General features: G+C 69.5%; 22 protein-coding genes. 12 read left to right on the forward strand and 10 right to left on the reverse strand.

The window, feature by feature from the left end; all coding sequences use genetic code 11:
* Positions 1 to 774, reverse strand: a complete 774-nt coding sequence (locus tag G6N64_RS01095) for an SDR family oxidoreductase (protein WP_163795233.1) — start codon at positions 772 to 774, stop codon at positions 1 to 3.
* A gap of 56 nt (positions 775 to 830) precedes the next feature.
* On the opposite strand from G6N64_RS01095, the gene echA20 reads away from it, so the two are divergent.
* The 7 genes from echA20 to G6N64_RS01130 all read left to right on the forward strand — a co-directional run bounded on the left by echA20 (position 831) and on the right by G6N64_RS01130 (position 6740).
* A complete protein-coding gene (echA20, locus tag G6N64_RS01100; RefSeq protein WP_163795234.1) occupies positions 831 to 1586 on the forward strand; it encodes a (7aS)-7a-methyl-1,5-dioxo-2,3,5,6,7,7a-hexahydro-1H-indene-carboxyl-CoA hydrolase in 756 nt (251 codons plus the stop codon).
* Between the two features lies 1 nt (position 1587).
* The gene (gene ipdA / locus G6N64_RS01105) at positions 1588 to 2487 is read left to right on the forward strand and encodes a cholesterol ring-cleaving hydrolase subunit IpdA (RefSeq protein ID WP_163795235.1); all 900 of its coding nucleotides are present in this window, start codon (positions 1588 to 1590) and stop codon (positions 2485 to 2487) included.
* Positions 2484 to 3245 (forward strand): cholesterol ring-cleaving hydrolase subunit IpdB, encoded by a 762-nt coding sequence (gene ipdB, locus G6N64_RS01110; protein WP_163795236.1) that lies wholly within the window; start codon positions 2484 to 2486, stop codon positions 3243 to 3245. Before ipdA ends, ipdB begins: the two co-directional genes overlap by 4 nt.
* On the forward strand, positions 3242 to 4315 hold the full coding sequence (ipdC, locus tag G6N64_RS01115; RefSeq protein ID WP_163795237.1) for a (3aS,4S,5R,7aS)-5-hydroxy-7a-methyl-1-oxo-octahydro-1H-indene-4-carboxyl-CoA dehydrogenase: 1074 nt from the start codon (positions 3242 to 3244) through the stop codon (positions 4313 to 4315). The genes ipdB and ipdC overlap by 4 nt, the downstream gene beginning before the upstream one ends.
* Before the next feature lie 46 nt (positions 4316 to 4361).
* Positions 4362 to 5009 (forward strand): SatD family protein, encoded by a 648-nt coding sequence (locus G6N64_RS01120; RefSeq protein ID WP_174266735.1) that lies wholly within the window; start codon positions 4362 to 4364, stop codon positions 5007 to 5009.
* Positions 5006 to 5746 carry a hypothetical protein gene (locus G6N64_RS01125; protein ID WP_163795238.1) on the forward strand — a complete coding sequence of 247 codons (741 nt, stop codon included), beginning with the start codon at positions 5006 to 5008 and terminating at the stop codon, positions 5744 to 5746. Before G6N64_RS01120 ends, G6N64_RS01125 begins: the two co-directional genes overlap by 4 nt.
* 124 nt (positions 5747 to 5870) lie before the next feature.
* The gene (locus G6N64_RS01130; RefSeq protein WP_163795239.1) at positions 5871 to 6740 is read left to right on the forward strand and encodes a putative endonuclease domain-containing protein; all 870 of its coding nucleotides are present in this window, start codon (positions 5871 to 5873) and stop codon (positions 6738 to 6740) included.
* Between the two features lie 104 nt (positions 6741 to 6844).
* Here the strand turns inward: G6N64_RS01130 and fadA6 are convergent, their stop codons facing one another.
* The 8 genes from fadA6 to ipdE1 form a co-directional block, all read right to left on the reverse strand.
* Entirely contained in the window at positions 6845 to 7993 is a 1149-nt protein-coding gene (gene fadA6, locus G6N64_RS01135; protein WP_163795240.1) for a steroid 3-ketoacyl-CoA thiolase FadA6, read from the reverse strand.
* Positions 7986 to 8591: a TetR family transcriptional regulator KstR2 gene (gene kstR2, locus G6N64_RS01140; RefSeq protein WP_163795241.1), complete on the reverse strand. Its 606-nt coding sequence runs from the start codon at positions 8589 to 8591 to the stop codon at positions 7986 to 7988. Before kstR2 ends, fadA6 begins: the two co-directional genes overlap by 8 nt.
* 42 nt (positions 8592 to 8633) lie before the next feature.
* Complete coding sequence (locus tag G6N64_RS01145; protein WP_163795242.1) at positions 8634 to 10160, reverse strand: DUF4153 domain-containing protein; 1527 nt, start codon at positions 10158 to 10160, stop codon at positions 8634 to 8636.
* The gene (locus G6N64_RS01150) at positions 10160 to 11119 is read right to left on the reverse strand and encodes a HAMP domain-containing sensor histidine kinase (RefSeq protein WP_163801353.1); all 960 of its coding nucleotides are present in this window, start codon (positions 11117 to 11119) and stop codon (positions 10160 to 10162) included. Before G6N64_RS01150 ends, G6N64_RS01145 begins: the two co-directional genes overlap by 1 nt.
* Positions 11120 to 11187: 68 nt before the next feature.
* Positions 11188 to 11853: a response regulator transcription factor gene (locus G6N64_RS01155; RefSeq protein ID WP_163795243.1), complete on the reverse strand. Its 666-nt coding sequence runs from the start codon at positions 11851 to 11853 to the stop codon at positions 11188 to 11190.
* Positions 11854 to 11925: 72 nt separating this feature from the next.
* On the reverse strand, positions 11926 to 12189 hold the full coding sequence (locus tag G6N64_RS01160) for a hypothetical protein (RefSeq protein ID WP_163795244.1): 264 nt from the start codon (positions 12187 to 12189) through the stop codon (positions 11926 to 11928).
* Positions 12190 to 12202: 13 nt separating this feature from the next.
* Entirely contained in the window at positions 12203 to 12991 is a 789-nt protein-coding gene (gene ipdF / locus G6N64_RS01165) for a (5R,7aS)-5-hydroxy-7a-methyl-1-oxo-2,3,5,6,7,7a-hexahydro-1H-indene-carboxyl-CoA reductase (protein WP_163795245.1), read from the reverse strand.
* A 31-nt stretch (positions 12992 to 13022) separates the two neighbouring features.
* Positions 13023 to 14198, reverse strand: coding sequence for an acyl-CoA dehydrogenase IpdE1 (gene ipdE1 / locus G6N64_RS01170; RefSeq protein WP_163795246.1), 1176 nt, complete (start codon positions 14196 to 14198; stop codon positions 13023 to 13025).
* Positions 14199 to 14284: 86 nt separating this feature from the next.
* Between ipdE1 and fadD3 the strand changes: the two genes are divergently transcribed.
* The 5 genes from fadD3 to G6N64_RS01195 all read left to right on the forward strand — a co-directional run bounded on the left by fadD3 (position 14285) and on the right by G6N64_RS01195 (position 20117).
* A complete protein-coding gene (gene fadD3, locus G6N64_RS01175; RefSeq protein ID WP_163801354.1) occupies positions 14285 to 15817 on the forward strand; it encodes a 3-((3aS,4S,7aS)-7a-methyl-1,5-dioxo-octahydro-1H-inden-4-yl)propanoate--CoA ligase FadD3 in 1533 nt (510 codons plus the stop codon).
* Positions 15817 to 16950 carry an acyl-CoA dehydrogenase family protein gene (locus G6N64_RS01180; protein ID WP_163795247.1) on the forward strand — a complete coding sequence of 378 codons (1134 nt, stop codon included), beginning with the start codon at positions 15817 to 15819 and terminating at the stop codon, positions 16948 to 16950. Before fadD3 ends, G6N64_RS01180 begins: the two co-directional genes overlap by 1 nt.
* A 73-nt stretch (positions 16951 to 17023) precedes the next feature.
* Positions 17024 to 17983 (forward strand): acyl-CoA dehydrogenase family protein, encoded by a 960-nt coding sequence (locus G6N64_RS01185; protein WP_163795248.1) that lies wholly within the window; start codon positions 17024 to 17026, stop codon positions 17981 to 17983.
* Positions 17980 to 18921: an acyl-CoA dehydrogenase IpdE2 gene (ipdE2, locus tag G6N64_RS01190; protein WP_163795249.1), complete on the forward strand. Its 942-nt coding sequence runs from the start codon at positions 17980 to 17982 to the stop codon at positions 18919 to 18921. The genes G6N64_RS01185 and ipdE2 overlap by 4 nt, the downstream gene beginning before the upstream one ends.
* Positions 18922 to 18950: 29 nt before the next feature.
* Complete coding sequence (locus G6N64_RS01195; RefSeq protein ID WP_163795250.1) at positions 18951 to 20117, forward strand: pyridoxal phosphate-dependent aminotransferase; 1167 nt, start codon at positions 18951 to 18953, stop codon at positions 20115 to 20117.
* Here G6N64_RS01195 and G6N64_RS01200 read toward each other — a convergent pair.
* On the reverse strand, positions 20033 to 22453 hold the full coding sequence (locus G6N64_RS01200) for a putative bifunctional diguanylate cyclase/phosphodiesterase (protein WP_163795251.1): 2421 nt from the start codon (positions 22451 to 22453) through the stop codon (positions 20033 to 20035). The two genes, G6N64_RS01195 and G6N64_RS01200, sit on opposite strands and share 85 nt — an antisense overlap.
* Positions 22454 to 22545: the final 92 nt, after the last annotated feature.

Raw genomic sequence — 22545 nt, forward strand, 5'->3', positions numbered from 1 at the left:
TTACTTGATGTCGGCGGTCGTCGTCGACAGGTAGTGCGGTGGCTCGCCACCGCCGTGCACCTCAAGCGATGCACCACTGATGTAGGACGCGGCTTCGGAAGCGAGAAACGCGGTGGCCCAGCCGATGTCCGCGGGCTTGGCCAGCCGTCCGAGTGGAACGTTGCGGGAGATCGCCGCGATCGAGTCGGTGTCGCCGTAGAACAGTTCGGACTGCTCGGTCTCGACCATGCCGACGACTACCGAGTTCACCCGTACCTTTGGAGCCCACTCCACGGCCAGCGTCGTGGTCATGTTCTCCACGCCGGCCTTCGCTGCGCCGTAGGCGACGGTTCCCGGAGTGGGACGCCGCCCGCTGACGCTGGTGATGTTGACGATCGATCCGCCGGAATCCTGCTGCTGCATCACGGCATTGGCATGCGTCGACACCGACAGCGTGCCCAGCAGGTTCAGTTCGACGATCTTGGTGCTGAACCTGGCCGACGCGTCGGCGGCCAGCGCGTACGGCGATCCGCCCGCGTTGTTCACGACGACGTCGAGCCGTCCGTGCGTTGCCACGATCGCGTCGACGAGGGCCTTGACGGACGCGTCATCACGGATGTCGCAGGAGTGGAAGTCGTAGGGGTTGCCCTCGACCGGGCGGCGGGCGCACGTCACGACGGTGGCACCCTGATCGGCGAAGACGGCACTGATGCCGGCACCGACGCCCCGCACCCCGCCGGTGACGAGAACGACCCGTCCGGCGAGTCGGAGATTGATTCCAGCGGCGTCGGTCACTGTGCTAGCGTACCAAGCAAGTGCTTGCTTAGGTAGCCACCCCAGGAGACTCCACGATGACGATCACCACCAAGACCGTGGAACCGGGCGTCGTCTCGGTCACCGTCGACTACCCACCCGTGAACGCGATCCCGTCGCGTGGATGGTTCGAACTCGGCGACGCGATCACCGCCGCCGGCCGCGACCGCAACACCCACGTGGTGATCCTGCGCGCGGAGGGCCGCGGCTTCAACGCGGGCGTCGACATCAAGGAGATGCAGAACACCGACGGGTTCACCGCACTTATCGACGCCAATCGTGGGTGCTTCCACGCCTTTCGGGCGGTCTACGAGTGCGAGGTGCCCGTCATCGCCGCGGTCAACGGGTTCTGTGTCGGCGGCGGCATCGGGCTGGTCGGCAACTCCGACGTGATCGTCGCCTCCGACGACGCGAAGTTCGGGCTGCCCGAGGTCGAGCGCGGTGCACTCGGCGCCGCCACCCACCTCTCCCGCCTGGTGCCCCAGCACATGATGCGGCGACTGTTCTTCACCGCGGCCACCGTCGACGCGCAGACGCTGCACCACTTCGGCTCCGTGCACGAGGTCGTGCCGCGCACCGACCTCGACGAGGCGGCGTTGCGGGTCGCGCGAGACATCGCGTCGAAGGACACCCGCGTGATCCGGGCGGCCAAGGAGGCCCTCAACCTCATCGACGTCCAGCCCGTCAACGCCAGATACCGCATGGAACAGGGGTTCACGTTCGAACTCAACCTGGCCGGCGTGTCCGACGAACACCGGGATGCGTTCGCGGGAACCGACAAGGGAGCGAAGTAGCTTGAGCGACAAGAGGACCACCCTCGACGAGGCCGTCTCGTCGATCGAGAGCGGCATGACCATCGGCATCGGCGGGTGGGGGTCGCGCCGCAAGCCGATGGCGTTCATCCGCGCACTGCTCCGCACCGACGTCACCGACCTGACCGTGGTCACCTACGGCGGCCCCGACCTGGGCCTGCTCTGCTCCGCGGGCAAGGTCAAGCGCGTCTACTACGGTTTCGTGTCACTGGACTCGCCGCCGTTCTACGACCCGTGGTTCGCGAAGGCGCGGACCACCGGAGCCATCGAGGCGCGCGAGATGGACGAGGGCATGCTGCGCTGCGGGTTGCAGGCTGCGGCGCAACGACTTCCGTTCCTCCCCATCCGCGCGGGCCTCGGCAGCGACGTGCGCACGTTCTGGGGTGACGAGCTGAAGACCGTCCGCTCCCCCTACCCCACGGGCGATGGCTACGAGGAGCTGATCGCCATGCCCGCGCTGAATCTCGACGTCGCACTCGTCCACCTCAACGTCGGTGACGCCCGCGGCAACGCGGCCTACACCGGCATCGACCCCTACTTCGACGACCTCTTCCTGATGTCGGCGAAGAAGCGGCTGATGAGCGTCGACCGCGTCGTCTCCACCGAGGAGTTGGTGTCATCGGTGCCGCCACAGGCGCTGCTGGTCAACCGCATGATGGTCGACTCGCTCGTAGAGGCCCCCAACGGGGCACACTTCACGACGGCCGAACCGGACTACCGCCGCGACGAGAAGTTCCAGCGGCACTACGCCGAGGCCGCCGGATCCGACGAGACGTGGGCGGAGTTCGTCGCCACCTACCTGTCCGGCAGCGAGGACGACTACCAGGCAGCGGTCCGCAGGTTCGCCGATGAGCAGGCCGCAGCGAAGGAGGCAGCCAAGTGACTTCCGACGACCAGTACGCGACCCGGGCCGAGGTGTGCGCCGTCGCGTGCGCCGAGTTGTTCCGTGACGCAGGCGAAATCATGGTCAGCCCGATGGCGAACATGGTGTCGATCGGCGCCCGTCTGGCCCGGCTGACGTTCTCCCCCGACATCCTGCTGACCGACGGTGAGGCCCGCATCCTCGCCGACACCCCCGCACTCGGTGCGACCGGAGCGATCGAGGGGTGGATGCCGTTCGGCCGCGTCTTCGAGACGCTGACGTGGGGACGCCGCCACGTCGTGATGGGCGCCAACCAGATCGACCGCTACGGCAACCAGAACCTGTCGGCGTTCGGACCGATCCAGCAGCCCAAGCGGCAGATGTTCGGGGTACGCGGGGCGCCAGGCAACAGCATCAACCACGCCACCAGCTACTGGGTGGGCGGCCACGGCAAGCGCGTCTTCGGCGACTCCGTCGACATCGTCTCCGGCATCGGCTGGGACAAGGTCGATCCCGACAATCCGGCGTACCGGTTCGCCAACGTCTACCGCGTGGTGAGCAACCTCGGCGTCTTCGACTTCGGCGGTCCGGACCGTCAGATGCGCGCGTTGTCACTGCATCCCGGCGTCGGTGCCGACGAGGTCGCCGAGAACACGTCCTTCGAGGTGCACGGACTCGACACCGCCGAGCCGACCCGGCTACCGTCGACCGAGGAGCTGCGCCTCATTCGCGAGGTCATCGATCCGAAGTCGCTGCGGGACAGAGAAGTACGAGCATGAGTCACCTCAAGACGCCGCTGACCGACCTGGTCGGCATCGAACACCCGGTGGTACAGACCGGCATGGGCTGGGTAGCCGGTGCGCGCCTCGTGGCCGCGACGTCGAACGCGGGCGGACTGGGCATCCTCGCGTCGGCCACCATGACCCTCGAGGAACTGCGCGTCGCGGTGGGCAAGGTCAAGGCCGCCACCGACAAACCGTTCGGCATCAACATCCGTGCCGACGCCGGCGACGCGAACGACCGCGTCGACCTCCTGATCAGCGAAGGAGTCAGAGTCGCCTCCTTCGCCCTAGCTCCCAAGCCCGACCTGATCGCCCGACTCAAGGACGCCGGCGTCGTCGTCATCCCGTCGGTGGGTCTCGCCAAGCACGCGAAGAAGGTGGCGGGCTGGGGCGCGGACGCGGTGATCGTCCAGGGCGGCGAGGGCGGCGGCCACACCGGCCCGATCGCGACGACGCTGCTGCTGCCATCGGTCCTCGACGCCGTCGCCGACACCGGCATGCCGGTGATCGCGGCGGGTGGGTTCTTCGACGGTCGTGGCCTGGCGGCCGCGCTGTCCTACGGCGCCGCCGGCGTCGCGATGGGCACCCGCTTCCTGCTGACGTCGGACTCGACGGTGCCCGAGGCCGTCAAGCGGCGTTACCTGGACTCGGCGCTCGACGGCACGGTCGTGTCGACGCGGGTCGACGGGATGCCGCACCGCGTCCTCCGGACCGGCCTCGTCGAGAAACTCGAGAGCGGCTCACCGGTTCGCGGGCTCGCGGCGGCAGTGGGCAACGCGCAGAAGTTCAAGAAGATGTCGGGCATGACGTGGCGGTCGCTGGTGACCGACGGCCTGGCGATGCGGCGCGGCAAGGACCTCACCTGGTCGCAGGTGGTCATGGCCGCCAACACCCCGATGCTGCTGAAGGCCGGCCTGGTCGAGGGGAACACCGACGCCGGCGTGCTGGCGTCCGGGCAGGTCGCGGGAATCCTGGACGACCTGCCGTCGTGTGCCGAGTTGGTTCCAGCGCTGGTGGCCGAGGCGATTCACCACCTCACCGCAACGTCCGCCTTCATTCGCGACTAATGAAGTCATATCCTTAACTGCGCCATAGTTAAGCTATAGTCTTCATATGGGCGCGATGAAGGCCAGGGCTACATCGAGGGCGACGCTCATCGGAGACGTCGTGGACTCCCGCGGGGCCGTCGATCGAGCCACGCTCCACCGCGCCGTCACCACCGCCCTGAGCGACGCCACGGCCGGCGCGGTCGATCCCCCCGCATTCACGGTGGGCGACGAGTTCCAGGGCAGCTACTCCAGCGTGGGCTCTGCCATCGCGGCCGCCTGGCAAGTCCGACTGGCCGTGGCGCCGACCGTCGACGTTCGCTTCGGGATCGGGTGGGGTGCGGTCACGGTCCTTGACGAGACGACCGGCATCCAGGACGGGCCCGGCTGGTGGTCGGCCCGCGAGGCCATCGAGTGGACGGCCGAGGCGCAGCGGCAACCGGGCCTGGCGCTCGTCCGCACCACGTACCGGACCACCGACCCCACGGCCCCCGATGCAGGTCCGATCAACGCGGCGCTGATGTGTCGGGACCACATGTTTGGATCACTCGACGAACGGTCCGTCCGCATCCTGAAGGGTCTCGTGTCCCACCGCTCCAAGAAGCAACTGGCCGCCGACGAGCACATCAGCCCGTCGGCGGTGTCGCAGCGCGCCGGCCGCGACGGCCTCGACCTCATCGTGTCGGCGTCCCGACTGCTGGCGGAGACCCCGTGAGCATGCTGGCGGTGCTGCTGATCGCCGTCGGACTCGGCGACGTCGGCCGTCGGCTGCTCCGGAGACGGTGGCTTCCACCCGTGGTCGGCGTGGTCGTCGTCGTGGGCGTGGCGATGCTGGCCGGACTGTGGCATCTCGGCGACCTCCCGCTGCTCGCCATCGACTCGACGGCGGCGGTGGGCTGGCAGGTGTCGTGCGAGCGCGCCGAACGCACCGGCACCCGTCAGGTGACGCCCCTGATCGTCTTCGGTGCGGCCGTGGCAGCACTGATCCTGTTGTCCGGCTGGGGTTCCGACGTTGCGGGCGTCATCGGCCGGTGGCCGTCGTGGGTGGGCGCGGAGGTGACGCCGAATCGGATGCTGATGGCCGTCGGGGTACTCCTCGTCCAGGCGGCGACGGCGAACCAACTCGTCCGACTCGTCCTGGGGTCGGTCGGTTCGGTGAAGCCGGCGGGTCAGCCGCAGGCGTCCGATCAACTGAAGGGCGGACGGCTGCTCGGGCCGATGGAACGGTTGCTGATCGTCGGCCTCGGCCTGGCGGGTCAGCTGACCATGGCGTCCGCGGTCGTGGCGGCCAAGAGCATCATCCGGTTCCCCGAGATCAGCGCGAAGCGCGACCGCGAAGGCAACACCGAACGCGTCGGCATCGACGACGTCACCGAGTACTTCCTCGTCGGCAGCTTCGCGAGCTGGATCGTCGCGTTCGGCGGCCTGGCGCTGGTCGCGGCCGCGCACTAGGGGTTGGTCGAGCCCGCGGCTCGGTCTTCGAACCCGTTCGTGAATCCTGCGACGCGTCATCGGCGTGTCTCGTCGCCGGATTCACGAATGAGTCTCTGTCGGTGGCCCTTGGCAGCATCCGACCATGGGGGTTCTACCGTGGCCGTTCATCGGAGCAGAGGCGCTGGCAGCGCGGGCCATCCCGGAACGCGCGATGCGCGATCTCTACGAACCGGTATTTCCGGGAATCTACGTGCCCTGGGGTGTCAGCCCGTCGCCACGCGAACGAGCCGTTGCGGCCTGGTTGTGGTCACGGCGGCGAGGAACCCTAGCCGGCCGATCGGCGGCCGCTCTTCATGGGGCGAAGTGGGTAGACGCCGCGGACCCGGCAGAACTGATTCATGACAACCGTCGGGCCCCGTCCGGAATCAGTGTGTGGTCCGACGTCCTCACGCCGGAGGAGGTGGTCGACATCGACGGCATGGGGGTCACGTCGCCAGCACGGACGGCGTTTGACATCGGGCGCCATGTCGCACGCAGGGTGGCCGCGGTGCAACGACTCGATGCGCTCGCCGCTGCAACCGACGTCAAGGTCACCGACGTCGAGGCGATCATGGCGGCGCACCCAGGCGCGCGCGGAACACCAAGGTTGAGAGGCGCATTGGCACTGATGGACGGCGGAGCGGAGTCGCCCCAGGAAACCGCGGCGAGGCTAGCCCTCGTCGACGCCGGACTGCCTGCACCACGCACACAGATAGTGGTGCGCAACGCGTACGGCGACTTCATTGCTCGGATCGACATGGGCTATGAGGACGTCAAAGTCGGAATCGAGTACGACGGCCCGCAGCACTGGACCGATCCGGCGGTGCGTCAACGCGACATCGACAAGCAGGTCGAACTCGCAGACGAGAAGTGGCGAATCGTCCGGGTGAGTCGTGACCTGCTGTACGGCCGTCGGGCGACCTACGTCAGCAGGGTGATGAACGAACTCCGACGGCGCAACTTCACCTGGTGACGGTTCGTGAATCTGGCGACGCGACACGCGGACGATGCGTCGCAGGATTCACGAATGAGGCCATCTCGGCGCAGCTCGGAGGCGGTAGCCGGCGTGCGAAGCCGCTAGAGCCGCTCGATGATCGTCACGTTCGCGGTGCCGCCGCCCTCGCACATCGTCTGCAGGCCGTAGCGACCGCCGGTGCGCTCCAACGTGTTCAGCATCGTCGCGAACAGCTTGGCGCCGGTCGCGCCGAGCGGGTGGCCCAGCGCGATCGCGCCACCGGACGGGTTGACCTTCGCCGGGTCCGCGCCGGTCTCCTTGAGCCACGCCATCACGACGGGGGCGAAGGCCTCGTTGATCTCGACGGTGTCGATGTCGTCGATCGTCAGGCCGGTCTTGGCGAGCGCGTACTCGGTCGCGGGGATCGGGCCGGTGAGCATGTAGACGGGATCGGCTCCGCGGGCGCTGATGTGGTGGATGCGCGCTCGCGGCTTGAGGCCGTGGTCGGCGACGGCCTGCTCCGAGGCCAGCAGTACCGCGCTCGCTCCGTCGGAGATCTGGCTCGCCATCGCGGCGGTCAGGCGCCCGCCGTCGACGAGGGTCTTGAGCCCGGCCATCTTCTCCAGCGACGTGTCACGCGGCCCCTCGTCGGTGACGAAGCCGTCGACCGGGATGACCTCGTTCTCGAAGTACCCGGATCGGATGGCCTCCTGCGCGCGCTGGTGGCTGGTCAGCGAGTACTGCTCCATCTCCTCGCGCGTGAGCGCCCACTTCTCCGCGATCATCTCGGAGCCGCGGAACTGCGAGATCTCCTGATCGCCGTAGCGGTGTAGCCAGCTCTTGGACTCGTTGGTGGGCGAGGTGAAGCCGAACTGCTCGCCGACGATCATCGCGGAGCTGATCGGGATCTGGCTCATGTTCTGCATGCCGCCCGCGACGATCACGTCCGCGGTCCCGGACATGATCGCCTGTGCGCCGAACGAGATGGCCTGCTGACTCGAGCCGCACTGGCGGTCGACGGTCACACCGGGAACCTCCTCCGGGAAGCCGGCGGCGAGCCACGACAGCCGGGCGATGTTGCCCGCCTGCCCGCCGACGGCGTCGACGCAGCCCGCGATGACGTCGTCGACGGCACCCGGGTCGAGGTCGGTGCGTGCGAAGAGGCCGCGCCACGCGGCGGCGCCGAGGTCGACGGGATGCAGACCGGCGAGCGATCCGTTGCGCTTGCCGACGGCGGTCCTGACGGCATCGATGACGTACGCCTCAGCCATGGGATTCTCCTTCTGATGTCGTGATGCCACCGAGGACGATGGCGAGGTACTGCGCGCCGACCTGTTCGGCGGTGAGGGGACCACCGGGCTGGTACCAGCGGACCGACACCCAGGTTGTGTCGCGGATGAACCGGTAGACGAGGTCGACGTCGAGGTCGGGCCGGAAGTGCCCGTCGGCGACACCCTGCTTGAGGATGTCGATCCACATCCGGCGCTGCTCGACGTTGCGCTCGTCGACGAAGCCGAACTGGGGCAGCGTCGACAACCGCTTGGCCTCGTCCTGGTAGATGACGACTTGGGCGTGCCGGTGCTCGATGGCCTCGAAGGACGCCATGAAGAGGCCCTTGACGCGGCCGAGCGCATCCGGCTCCGCGTCGAGGATCTCCCGGTAGCGACCGAACAGCCAGTCGAGGAAGTCGCGCAGGACTTCTTCGACCATCTGCTCCTTGGACTTGAAGTGGTGGTAGAGGCTGCCGGACAGGATTCCCGCCGAGTCGGCGATGTCGCGGACGGTGGTGGCCCGTAGCCCGCGGTCGGCGAACATCGTCGCGGCGAGGTCGAGCAACTCGTCGCGGCGGCTGAGCGGCGCCTTGTCCACCCGGCCAGGGTATCAACCAAGCGCTTGCTCGGCTAGCGCGGGCTATTCCCCGTAGCTGAGGCACACCGTCGTCGACCGGTCGTCGCGGGCCGCCTGCCAGCGTGACAGATTGAACTCGTTCCAGGATCCCCGGTCCTCCGCGCGGTAGCTCGCGCACGCCTGCACGTCGTCCGGCAGACGCGCCAGCGCCGGTGCGACGTCCGACGACAGCCGTTGGAGGTAGTCGACGTCCAACTGCCCGGTCTGCTCGTACCGGTCGACGTTGCGGTCGGCGATCATCCGCTCCGGGTCGAGCGCGGCCAGGCCGAGCAGCGTCACGACGCCCGCGAACAACACCGCCGTCGGCAGCCAGCACGCCGTCATCCGGACGCCCGCGAGCGCGATCAGTACGAACACCGCTCCCAGCCACAGTTCGATAGCGATCACCACGACCCGCTGGACGCTGAACCCGTACGCCTCCTGGTACAGCCACATCCGGTGGATCGCGGAGACAACGACGACCACCGAAGTGGCACAGAGCGTTCCGACCAGCAGACGCAGCAGCCGACGGTCCGGCGCGGTCTCGCGGGAGGCGACCCGAATGACCACGCTCAGCACGAGCAGCGTCAGCGCCGACACCCACAGCAACTGCCAGAAACCCTGCCGCGCGTACTCGGCGTAGGTCAGGCCGTCGGTTCCCAGCACGTGCGCGTGCCCGCCGAACAGCACCGTCGCCTGCACCACGACGAACCCGATGAACAGGACGTCGAGAACCGCGAGCGGAACGGCCCACTCCCAGTTGGGTATCGCGGGCCGTCGGGCCGGGGCCATCGCGTCGAGGCGCGGCCGGTGCCGCAGCAGGTAGCCACCGCCGAGGACGAAGAACGCGACGAGCAGTCCGACGAGGACACGCACCTGCGCGTCGAAGACGTTCCACTCCGGCATCAGATTGTCGACGAGTCGCGCGAACGCGGGGTCCGCCGAGGCGAAGAGGCTCCCGAACACGACGACCAGCACCGCAGTGATGACGGCGACGAGCACCACGCGACCCACCGCCGGCCGGCCGCGGCGGTCGACCCGGCCCGTGCTCAGGGAACGCCGGGTCCAGCCTACGACGCGGGCCGGCACCAGCCACGGCAGGAAGGGGCCGGTGACGATCGCCGTCCACGTCCGGCCACCGGCCAGGGTCGTCCAGCCGACGAGCCAGGCCGCCGAGATGCACAGCACGCCCAGCCACTCGGCGGCGAGGATTGCGGGCACGGCCAGCAGCATCAGTGTCGCCGCGATGCCGAGCCACTCGCGACGCGTCGGTCGGCGCTCGGCGGTGCCGTAGACGACCCCGAAGACGAGGGCACCCACCAGCAGGTAACCGATGCTCAGCACCGACACCCGCCAGAACAGACCGCCCACGACGGCGACCACCAGGGCCAGCCGGACGACGCGACGTGGCGCGGCGGCCAGTGGATCGAACGGCCACGATCGGTGCGGCCAGATGGTCCACCCGGGTTCGCCGTGACGTGGCAGCTGCGGCCCGATGATCGGCGGCGCCGCCATGGGCGCGTGCGGATGCGGCGACGTCCTCGCGGGCATCATCGTGGTCCCTCTCCGTCGATCGGTGCCGGGATGGTGACGCCGATCCGGCATCCCCTCTCGACGTCCATCACCTCGATCGCACCGCCGTGGAGTTCGACGGCCCATCGCGCGATCGCCAAACCGAGTCCGGTGCCGCCTGCCGACGTGTCTCCTCGGGTGAACCGTTCGAAGACGCGCTCCCGCTCAGCCGGCGGGATGCCCGGCCCCTCGTCGGCCACCTCCAACCGCAACCCGCCCCGACCCGCCGCGGCCGCATGCACCACCACCCCGGCGCCACTGGGGCTGTGCCGAATGGCGTTGTCCACCAGGTTGATCACGACCTGCTTCAGTCGGGCCGGGTCGGCCACGGCGACCAACGCCGGCGGCTCCGCCCTGACGACGACCTCGACGTCGGCGACCGACACCGAGACGTGGGACAGGCACTCGCGGAGGAACTCGGCGACGCCGAACGGCCCGGGCTGCAGCCGAATGGCGCCTCCCTCCAGGCGCGACAGGTCCAGCAGGTTGCCGACGAGCTCGCCGAGCCGCTCGGTCTGCAGCAGTGCGACCCGCATGGTCGCCGGATCGGGTTCGGCGACACCGTCGACGACGTTCTCCAGGACCGCGCGCAACGCGGTGATGGGGGTCTGCAGCTCATGGGACACGTTGCCGATCAGCCCGCGCCGGTACTCGTCGGCCGCCCCGAGATCGGCCGCCATCTGGTTGAAGGCCGTTGCCAGCTGCCCGATCTCGTCGCGGGACGTGGCGCGGACCCTGCGGCTGTAGTCCCCGCGGGCCATCGCACGGGCGGCGGCGGTCATCTGCCGCAGCGGCGACGTCATCCCGTGCGCCAGGAACTGCGTCAGGATCAGCGACGTCGCCAGTGCTGCGAGCAACGCATAGCGGAACTGCCAGCTCGCCCCGATCCAGAACGTGAACGCTGCCAACGTGATCGCGCTGCCGACGAGCAGCGCCATCTTCACCTTGAACGAGGCGAACGGGTCGAGCGGCCGCGGGACCCGGTCCCAGATCGCGGCGAGCCGACTCACCGCGGCGCGTCCAACGCATACCCGACGCCGTGGACGGTCCGGATGAGACCCGGTCCGAGCTTGCGCCGCAACGCCTTCACGTGACTGTCGACGGTGCGGGTCTCGGTGTCCGAGGTCCACCCCCACACGTGCTCGAGCAGTGTCTCCCGGCTGACGGCTGCGCGCGGTCGCTCGGCGAGGAAGGCGAGCACGTCGAACTCCAGCTTGGTCAGGTGGATCTCGTCGTCCCCGCGATGCACGCGTCGCGCCCGCAGATCGATCCGGTAGGCCCCGAACGACAGGGGTGGCGAGACCGCGACGCGTTCCACCCGGCGCAGCAGCACCCGGACGCGCGCGACCAGTTCCCGCATGCTGAAGGGCTTCGTCAGGTAGTCGTCGGCACCGATGCCGAGGCCGACCAGCATGTCCGTCTCGTCACTGCGGGCCGTCAACATCAGCACCGGTATCGAGCGTGCGGACTGGATGCGGCGACACACCTCCAGCCCGTCGAATCCCGGCAGCATCACGTCGAGCACCACCAGGTCTGGATCGGTCGCCGCGGCGGCCGCGACCGCGGACGGGCCGTCGACGGCGGTCTCCACCAGGAAGTCCTCGGCGCGCAGCCGGGTCGCGACCGCAGCCAGGATGGTCGGCTCGTCGTCGACCACCAGGATGCGCTTCACATCCCAGACCGTACGTGCCGGATGTGGTGCTTTCCGGCACCACTCGTGAAGATCCCGTGGAGAAACTTCGCGTCAGCCGAGATCGCCGATCTCGGTGTCCTTCTTGTCGCCGGGACCGCAGGATGCGACGAGGGAGGCGCGCGTGTCGACGACCTCTCCGGTCGAGGAGTTTCTGCCGTTGCGCTCCTTGAGGAGCTTGGCGACGGTGGCGTCCTGATTGTCGGTCCGCATGGCGAGGAAGTCGGCGCACGACGTGGAACCGCCGGAATTGCTCGCACCGGAGCACCCCGCGACGAGCATCACCAGACACGCCGCAGCCGCCACCGTTCGCTTCACGGCACCAGCGTAGTCAGGCCCGCTGGCTCGACACCGAGATGACCTCGCCGGTCAGGTAGCTGGAGTAGTCGCTGGCCAGGAACGCGATGGTGGTGGCGATCTCCCACGGCTCGGCGGCCCTGCCGAATGCCTCGTCCGACGAGAGCTGATCGAGCAGTTCCGACGAGCTGGTCTTCTCCAGAAACTTGTGCCTGGCGATACTCGGCGATACCGCGTTGATCCGCACGCCGAACTCGACGGCCTCGATCGCGCTGCACCGGGTCAGGGCCATCACGCCCGCCTTGGCCGCGGCGTAGTGCGACTGGGAGTGCTGGGCGCGCCACCCCAGGACGCTGGCGTTGTTGACGATGACGCCACCGTGCTCGACCCCGCGGAAGTACCGCAGCGCCGCGCGGGTCGCGCGCATCACCGAGGTGAGGGTGACGTTGAGGACGCGGTCCCACTCGTCGTCGGTCATGTCGACTACGGGTGTCTGTCCGCCCAGTCCCGCGTTGTTGACCAGGACGTCGAGCCTGCCGGCCTTCTCGACGGTCGCCTCGAGCAGTGCGTCGACCGCCTCGGTGGACGTCACGTCGCACACGACGGCCTCCACGCGGCCGAGTCCGAGGGCCGCGAGTTCGTCGCGGGTCTCGTTGAGTCGGCGTTCGTGGTAGTCGGACACCACGACGTCGGCGCCCTCGAGCAGCGCCCGACGTGCGGTGGTCGATCCGATGCCGGTTCCCGCCGCGGCGGTAACGAGCACGACCTTGCCGTCGAGCAGGCCGTGACCGCCGATCTCGGTGGGCGTCGCCGAAAGAGTCACTGTCGTAACCTCTTCGCGCAGGCACTCATCACTATCCCTTGGCCTCCCTGGGCAGGCCGAGCACGCGCTCGGCGATGATGTTCCGCTGGATCTCGTTCGAGCCGCCGTAGATGGTGTCGGATCGCGAGAACAGGTACAGCCGCTGCCACTCGTCGAACTCGCCGTCGTCGAGGGTCAGGCCCGCGGCACCCCGGACGTCCATGGCGATCTCGCCGAGTTCGCGATGCCAATTGGCCCACAACAGTTTCGAGACGCTGTCCTGCCCGCCGCCCATGGCGCTACCCGTACGGTCACCGTCGCCGAGGTCCATCGTCGCCATCGCGTACGAGCGCATGGTCTGCAATCCCGCCCACGACCGCGTCAGGCGCTCGCGGATCAGCGGATCGTCCGCGGCGCCGGTCTTCTTGGCGAGTTCGACGATGCCGAGCAATTCACGCCGGTACCGGATCTGCTGGCCCAGGGTGGACACGCCGCGCTCGAAGGTCAGGGTGCCCATCGCGACGCGCCAGCCGTCACCGGGCTCGCCGACCACGAGGTCGGCATCGGTGCGGGCGTCGTCGAAGAACACCTCGTTGAACTCGGAGTCGCCGGTGAGCTGGATGATCGGGCGGATCTCGACGCCGGGCTGGTCGAGCGGGACCAACAGGTAGGACAGGCCCGCGTGCCGCTTGGAGCCCTTCTCGGTGCGGGCGATCACGAAGCACCACTGCGCCCAGTGCGCCAGCGACGTCCACACCTTCTGCCCGTTGATAATCCACGCGTCACCGTCGAGTTCGGCCGACGTCGCCACGTTGGCGAGATCGCTGCCGGCTCCCGGCTCCGAGTAGCCCTGCGACCACAGCTCGGTGACGTCGAGGATCCTGGGGAGGAAGCGCTGCTGCTGCTCCGGCGTGCCGTACGCGATGAGCGTCGGGCCGAGCAGTTCCTCGCCGAGGTGGTTCACCTTGTCGGGAGCGTCCGCCTTGGCGTACTCCTCGTAGAACGCCACGCGATGCGCCGTGGTGAGACCCCGGCCGCCGTGCTCCTCGGGCCACCCGAGACAGGTCAGTCCGGCCTTGGCGAGGTGCTGGTTCCAGGCCAGTCGCTCCTCGAACGCCTCGTGCTCGCGGCCCGGGCCGCCGAGTCCCTTGAGCGCCGCGTAGTCACCGACCAGATTGTCGGCGAGCCACTGCCTCACCTCGGTCCTGAACTCCTCGACCTCCATCACTCCTGTAGGCTAACCTACCAAGCACTTGCTTTGTTAGAGGAGCGTCAATGCCGTCGCCCAGTGGGCAGGAGCGGAGCGACCGGGGCATGTACCAGCCAAGGACGATCCCGGGTGTCCTCGACCGCATCTCCGAGCGCCTGCCCGACCATCTCGCCGTCCTGACCGCAGATCGCCGGCTCACCTACGCCGAGCTGAGGGCCGAGGTCAGACGCGCCGCGGCGGCGATCGTTGCGCTCGGGGTGAACCCCGGCGACCGGGTCGCGATCTGGTCGCCCAACACCTGGCACTGGGTGGTCGCCAGCCTCGCCACCACCTACGCGGGTGCCGTCGTCGTCCCCCTCAACACGCGATACACCGCGACCGAGGCCACGGACATCCTGGCGCGCACCGAAGCGCCGCTGCTGATCGGGATGGGCCGCTTCCTCGGCACCGACCGGCTCGCAGACCTCGACCGTGCCGCCCTCCCCGCCCTGCGCCACGTGGTGCGCATCCCCATCGACGAGTCCGACGGGACGTGGGACGAGTTCGTCGCCCGCGGCGCGGATCTCCGCGCCGCCGACGCCCGCGCGGCCGCGGTCGCACCCGACGACGTCGCGGACGTCCTCTTCACCTCCGGGACGACGGGCCGCAGCAAGGGCGTGCTGTGTGCGCACCGGCAGTCCCTCGAGGCGCCCGCGGCGTGGGCGGCGTGCGGCCAGGTCACCGACGCCGACCGTTACCTGTGCATCAACCCGTTCTTCCACAACTTCGGCTACAAGGCGGGCATCCTTGCCTGCCTGCAGACCGGTGCGACGCTCGTCCCGCAGCTGACCTTCGACGCCGAACGGGCGATGCAGGCCGTGCAGGACAACGCGATCACGGTGCTGCCCGGCCCGCCGACCATCTATCAGACGCTGCTCGACCATCCCCGCCGCGGCGACTACGACCTGAGTTCGCTGCGGTTCGCCGTGACCGGTGCCGCCACCATCCCCGTGGTCCTGATCGAGCGGATGCAGAACGAACTCGACATCGACGTCGTGCTCACCGCCTACGGGCTCACGGAAGCCAGCGGCTTCGGGACGATGTGCCGCGCCGACGACGACGCGGTGACCGTCGCGACCACCAGCGGGCGACCGATCGCCGGCTTCGAACTGCGCATCGACGGAGACGACGACGCCGAGTCCGGTGAGGTGCTGCTCCGCGGACCCAACGTCATGCTCGGCTACCTCGACGACCCCGAGGCGACCGCCGCCGCCATCGACGCCGACGGCTGGTTGCACACCGGCGACGTCGGAAGCGTCGACGCCGCAGGCAATCTCCGCATCACCGACCGCCTCAAGGACATGTACATCTGCGGCGGCTTCAACGTCTACCCCGCCGAGATCGAGCAGGTGCTCGCCCGACTCGACGGCGTGGCGGAGGCGGCCGTGATCGGCGTGCCCGACGACCGCCTCGGCGAGGTCGGCAGGGCGTTCGTCGTGGCGCGGCCCGGCGCAGACCTGACCGAGGAGGGCGTCATCGCCTTCACCCGTACGCACCTCGCCAACTTCAAGGCACCACGGTCGGTGACGTTCGTGCCCGCACTCCCCCGCAATCCGGGCGGCAAGGTGGTCAAACCCCAACTCCGAGAGATGGTGTGATGGATCTCCAGATCGACGACGAGACACAGGAGTTCCGGGCCGAGGTCCGCGAGTTCTTATCCGCCAACCGGTCGCACTTCCCGACCAAGTCCTACGACACCGCCGAGGGCTTCGCCCAGCACCGCGACTGGGACAGGGTGCTGTTCGACGCGCGTCTGTCGGTGATCGCGTGGCCCGAGAAGTACGGCGGCCGGGACGCGTCCCTCCTGCAGTGGGTGGTCTACGAGGAGGAGTACTTCCGCGCCGGCGCACCCGGCCGCGCCAGCGCGAACGGCACGGGCATGCTCGCACCGACGCTCTTCGCCCACGGCTCCGAGGAGCAGCGGGACCGGATCCTGCCGAAGATGGCGAGCGGCGAGGAGATCTGGGCGCAGGCGTGGTCGGAGCCGGAGTCGGGCAGCGATCTGGCGTCGCTGCGGTCCACCGCGACCCGGACCGACGGCGGCTGGAAGCTCAACGGCCAGAAGATCTGGAGCTCCCGGGCCGTATTCGGCGACCGAGCGTTCGGCCTGTTCCGGTCCGACCCCGAGGCGCAGCGTCACAGGGGCCTGACGTACTTCATGTTCGACCTGCGCGCCGCCGGCGTCACGGTGCGCCCCATCGAACAACTCGGGGGTGACACGGGATTCGGCGAGGTGTTCCTCGACGACGTCTTCGTTGCCGACGAGGACGTGATCGGCGAGGCGCACGACGGGTGGCGTTCGGCGATGAGCACGTCGAGCAACGAGCGGGGCATGTCGCTGCGCAGCCCCGCCCGTTTCCTCGCACCGGCCGAGCGCCTGGTCGACGCCTGGAAGTCGGATCAGGACCCCGCGTTCGCCGAGCGCGTCGCCGACGCATGGATCAAGGCGCAGGCCTACCGCCTGCACACCTTCGGCACCGTGACGCGACTGGTGAACGGTGGCGAACTCGGTGCCGAGTCGTCGGTGACCAAGGTGTTCTGGTCGGACCTCGACGTCGCCCTGCACCAGACCGCGCTGGACCTGCGTGGTGCCGACGCCGAACTCGCCGACCCGTGGACCGACGGCCTGCTGTTCGCACTCGGCGGTCCGATCTACGCCGGCACCAACGAGATTCAGCGCAACATCGTCGCCGAACGGCTGCTCGGCCTGCCGCGGGAGGCGAAGGCATGAACACCCGAAGACGAGCACGAGTGAGGATCGCAGCGAGGCACGAGCGAGGACCGGAGCGAGTGGGAGTCGAGGCATGAACTTCGAGATCGACGACCAGCAGCGTGACTTCGCCGCGAGCATCGACGCCGCCCTCGGCGCCGCGAACGTGCCCGCGGCGGTGCGCGCGTGGGGCGCAGGCGACGTCGACCCCGGGCGCAAGGTGTGGGCGACGCTCGCCGACCTCGGCGTGACGGCGCTGGCCGTCGCCGAGGAGTTCGACGGCATCGGCGCCCATCCCGTCGACCTGGTGGTCGCCGCGGAACGGCTGGGGTACTGGGCCGTGCCCGGCCCGGTCACGGAGTCGATCGCGGTGGCACCGATCCTGCTCGCCGGTGACGACCGGTCCGCCGGTCTCGCATCGGGTGAGCTGCTCGCCACGGTGGCGATGGCCCCCCACGCACCGCGTGCCGTCGACGCCGACACCGCGGGCCTGATCCTGGTCGCCGGTGACGGCACGGTCGCCGACGGCGAGGCCGGCGAAGCCCACGGGTCGGTGGACCCCGCGCGCAGGCTGTTCGACGTGTCGGTCGCCGGTGACACCCGGTCCGCCGACACCGCACGCGCGTTCGAGTTCGGCGCGCTGATCACCGCGGCGCAACTGGTGGGTGCCGGTCAGGCGATGCTCGACGCATCGGTTGCCTACGCCAAGCAGCGCAGCCAGTTCGGCAGGCTCATCGGCTCGTATCAGGCGATCAAGCACAAGCTTGCCGACGTGCACATCGCCGTCGAGATGGCGCGCCCGCTGGTCTACGGCGCCGCACTGTCCCTGGCGGACGGCGACGGCGACACCGCGCGCGACGTCAGCGCCGCGAAGGCCGCCGCGTCGGATGCGGCACTGCTGTCGGCCCGGTCGTCGCTGCAGACGCACGGCGCCATCGGCTTCACCCAGGAACACGACCTGTCCCTGCTGCTGGTCCGGGTGCAGGCACTGCGCTCCGCGTGGGGCGACCCGACGTGGCACCGGCGGCGCGTGCTCGAGGAGCTGACGGCATGAGCGATGAACGGGACATGTTGCGCGACACCGTGTCGGCGCTGGTCGAGAAGCATGCGTCCCCGGCAGCGGTTCGCTCCGCCATGGAATCGGAGCGCGGCTACGACGAGACGCTCTGGACGCTGCTCTGCGAGCAGGTCGGTGCAGCCGCACTCGTCGTACCCGAGGAACTCGGCGGAGCCGGTGGCGAACTCGGTGACGCCGCCGCGGTGATCGAGGAGCTGGGCAGGAACCTCGTCCCGACCCCGCTGCTGGGCACCACGCTCGCCGAACTGGCCCTGCTGGCCGCCGACGAGCCCGATGCCGAGACGCTCGGCGCGTTGGCGGAGGGCGCCTCGATCGGCACCGTCGCTTTCGACCCGGACCACGTGCTCAACGGCGACGTCGCCGACGTGGTGCTGGGCGTCGACGGCGATCGGATCACCCGCTGGACCGCGTTCGAGGCACACTCGCTGTTCACGATGGACCCCACCCGTAGGCTCGCACGGCTCGAGGCGTCCGAGACCACCGACGTGGCCGCCGACCCCGGCCTCGCCGACCTCGCGGCCATCCTGCTCGCGGCCGAACAGATCGGTGCCGCCGACCGCTGCCTGAACCTGACCGTGGCCTACACCAAGGACCGCGTCCAGTTCGGCAGGGCGATCGGAAGCTTCCAGGCGCTGAAGCACCGGATGGCCGATCTCTACGTGCTGGTGCAGTCGGCGCGTGCCGTCGTCGACGAGGCGGTCGCAGCACCGACGGCGACGTCGGCAGCCCTGGCCCGGTTCTCGGCCAGCGAGGCGTTCAGCGCCGTCGCCGCCGAGGCGATCCAGATGCACGGCGGAATCGCCATCACCTGGGAGCACGACGTCCAGCTGTACTTCAAGCGCGCGCACGGCAGCGCGCAGCTGCTCGGCCCGCCGCGGGACCACCTGCGGCGCCTCGAGGCCGAGGTGTTCTGACCCGCGGGCACGCGACTAGCCTGGATCCGGTGAGCGACCGCGTGAGTGCCCGCGCCGGCATTCCGCCGTTCTACGTCATGGACGTGTGGCGGGCAGCCGCGGAACGGCAGCGCTCCCACGGCGATCTGGTGAACCTGTCCGCCGGTCAGCCGGGCGCGCAGGCCCCGGCGCCGATCCGCGCCGCCGCCGCCCAAGCACTCGCCGACGACACGCTCGGCTACACCGTCGCGATGGGCATCCCGGAACTGCGGGTGGGCATCGCAGCGTCCTACGCGACGCGATACGGGGTCGACGTGCATCCCGACGAGGTGGTGGTGACCACCGGATCGACGGGCGGCTTCCTGCTCGCCTTCCTGGCGAGCTTCGACGTGGGCGACCGCGTGGCGGTGAGCAGTCCCGGCTATCCGTGTTACCGGAACATCCTGTCCGCACTCGGATGCGAGGTGGTCGAGGTCCCCTGTGGTCCCGAGACCCGCTTTCAGCCGACGGCCGAGATGCTCGCCGACATCAGCCCGCCGATCGCCGGGGTGGTGATCGCGAGCCCCGCGAATCCGACGGGCACGGTGCTGCCGCCCACGGAGCTGGCGGCGATCGCGCGGTGGTGCGAGGCGTCCGGCGTGCGGCTGGTGAGTGACGAGATCTATCACGGACTGGTGTATCCCGGTGCGCCGCAGACGAGTTGCGCGTGGGAGACCTCGCGCGAGGCGATCGTGGTGAACAGCTTCTCGAAGTACTTCGCGATGACGGGCTGGCGCCTGGGCTGGCTGCTGGTGCCCAGGGGTCTGCTGCGCGCGGTCGACCGGCTGACGGGCAACTTCTCGATCTGTCCGCCGACCCTGCCGCAGCTGGCCGCCGTCGCGGCGTTCGACCCGGCGTCCATAATCGAGGCCGATGCGCTGGTGGACCAGTACGCCGTCAACCGGGAGCTGCTGCTGCGCGGTCTCCCCGCCATCGGTCTACCGCGGCTGGCGCCTGCGGACGGCGCGTTCTACGTGTACGCCGACGTCGCCGACCATTCGACCGACTCCCTGGCATTCTGCGCGAAGCTGTTGGCCGACACGGGCGTTGCGATCGCCCCCGGCATCGACTTCGACACCGTGCACGGCGGGTCCTACGTCCGGCTGTCCTTCGCCGGTGCGGCATCCGACATCGAGGAGGCGCTGCGCAGGATGGCTCCCTGGCTGGCCGGGCTCTGACGTCCCGGCGAGGCGCCCAGCCACAGATCGAACTCGTCCGCGGGTAGCGGCGGGCAGTGCACGAAGCCCTGCGTGATGTCACACCCGTACTGGCGCAACGCCTTCAGTGTCTCGACGTCCTCGACGCCCTCGGCGACGAGCGAGGCGCCGAGGCTGTGCGCGAGCGCCACCGTCGAGCGGACGATGGCGACCGACCGGGCGTCCTCGGTGAGCCTGGCCACGAAGATCCCGTCGAGCTTGAGTTCGTCGACGGTCATCTCGTGCAGGCGGGCCAGCGAGGACCAGCCGGTGCCGAAGTCGTCGATGGACAGCCCGATCCCGAGATCCTGCAGCGCCGCCACGACGTCGCGTGACCGGCGGCCGTCCGACGACAGCACGCCCTCCGTGATCTCCAGGATGAGGGCGTGTGCCGGCACGCCGTGCGCGCGCAGCAGCCCGCCGATGCGGTCGACGAGGTCGACGTCCACGAGGTTGGTGACCGACAGGTTGACCGCGACGGTCATGTCGACGCCGCGGTCACGCCACGACCGGGCCTGCGCCAGTGCCAGGTTGAGCACCGTGGTCGCCAGCGGGCGCATCAGTCCACCGCGCTCGGCGTAGGGCAGGAACTGGTCCGGTGCGAGCAGTCCGCGAGTGGGATGCTGCCAACGCACCAACGCCTCCACGCTGTGCACCCCACCGTCGTCCGCACGGATCTTGGGCTGGTAGTGGCACACCAGTTGTCCCTCGGCCATCGCGGTCCTGAGGTCCTCGACGATCTGCCACTCGTCGGCGCGCTGCGAGTCGCGCACGACGTCGTACACCGCGATCTGCGTCGCCGACCCCTTCGCCAGGTACATGGCCACGTCCGCGCACTGCAGCAGGTCCTCGGGATGAGCGCAGTGCTGCGGGCACAGGGCGATGCCGACGCTCGCGTGGACGTGCACCGTCATGTTCGCCACGTCGAACGGCGCCTGCAGGGCCTCGACGATGCGGGAGGCCACGGCGTGGGCGTCCGCCAGCTCGATGCCCGGCGGGAACAGCACGGCGAACTCGTCCCCGCCGACCCGGGCCAGCAGATCGTCGGGGCGCACCGCGCGCGAGAGACGCTCGGCGACCTGGCAGAGCAGTCGGTCGCCGGCCTGGTGCCCGAGCGAGTCGTTGATCTCCTTGAACTCGTCGAGGTCGAGCAGCAGCAGTCCGGGTCCGACCGTCGTCACCCCCGCACGCGCGGTTGCCCCGTGGTCGAACGATGCGGCGGTCAGCGCCGTTGACATGGCCCGGCGATTGGCCAGCGAGGTGAGATCGTCGGTCATCGCGTCGCGGTGGCTGTCCGCGAGCTTGCCGACCTCGCGAAAGGACAGCGCGAGCCGGGCCGTGACCGCGAGCAGGCCGGCCGCGGCAAGCAGCACCGCCAGCCGTGGCAGTGGGGTCTCGTGGCCGAGGACGAGCAGGCCGACGAGTACGACGGTTCCGCTGAGTTGGGGAATCCCGTTGCCGCGCAACCACCTCGGCGAACGACGGAGCCCCGCGCCGACGGGTGCGGGCCAGCTCGCTGCGGCGAGCAGCAGCGCCGCACCCGGCCGCAGGGCGTCGAACCAGCTGCCACGCAGATAGCTGCCGTCGGCGAGCCCCACCATGAACAGGACGTCGGCCACCGCGTAACACACGAAGCCGGCGAGCAGGAGCGCCCACCTGCGGTCGATGCGCCACCCGAGCACCGACAGGGCGCACACCGCCACCGCGACGAGGACGAGGTCGCCGACGGGGAAGGCGAGCGCGAGTGCGGCCGCCGTCGGATCGGAGCCCGTGGCCGCCTGGTAGGGCTCGAAGGCGATCACGGCGAGGGCGCCCGCAGCGCATGCGGCGATCAGCGCGTCAGCCCATACCGCGGCGGGCAGCCGGACGAACCGCGTCCGCAACAGCAGCAGCAGTCCCGCGAAGAGCAGCGGGTAGGCCAGCAGCCACACCGGCCGCAGGTCGTTGAGCGAGCCGAACGCCGGATACAGCGCGTTGCGGACGGCCGGGATCAGCATGCCGCCGCAGATCAGCGACCACGCCAACCGTTCCTCGCGACGCGACCAGGTACGGGCTGCCACCGCGCCTGCGGCCGCCAACATGAGCAGCGGATACACCCACTCCGCGGCGTGCGCGAACGCGGGTACGTTGCTGCGCTGCGCCGTCGCCGCGACGTACCCGATCAGGCCGAGCGCCGATGCCGCGACGACGGTCCTGGCGGTCCTACGACGTCGATCCGACGCAAACGTCAATTCGCTGGTGGGCGTGGAAGGCGCATCGGCCTGCCGCAGTTGGCCGTCCGGTTCCCCGTGCGGCGCACGCGTCGGCGCTGACTGCATTCACTCTCACCCCAGCTCGCTTCTGAACTGACCAGACGTCGCCCGTACGATGGAAACGGGTCGGTGACTCCCCCGAGTTTGCCAGAAATCAT

It is taken from the genome of Mycolicibacterium sediminis (assembly GCF_010731735.1).
Classification (GTDB): domain Bacteria; phylum Actinomycetota; class Actinomycetes; order Mycobacteriales; family Mycobacteriaceae; genus Mycobacterium; species Mycobacterium sediminis.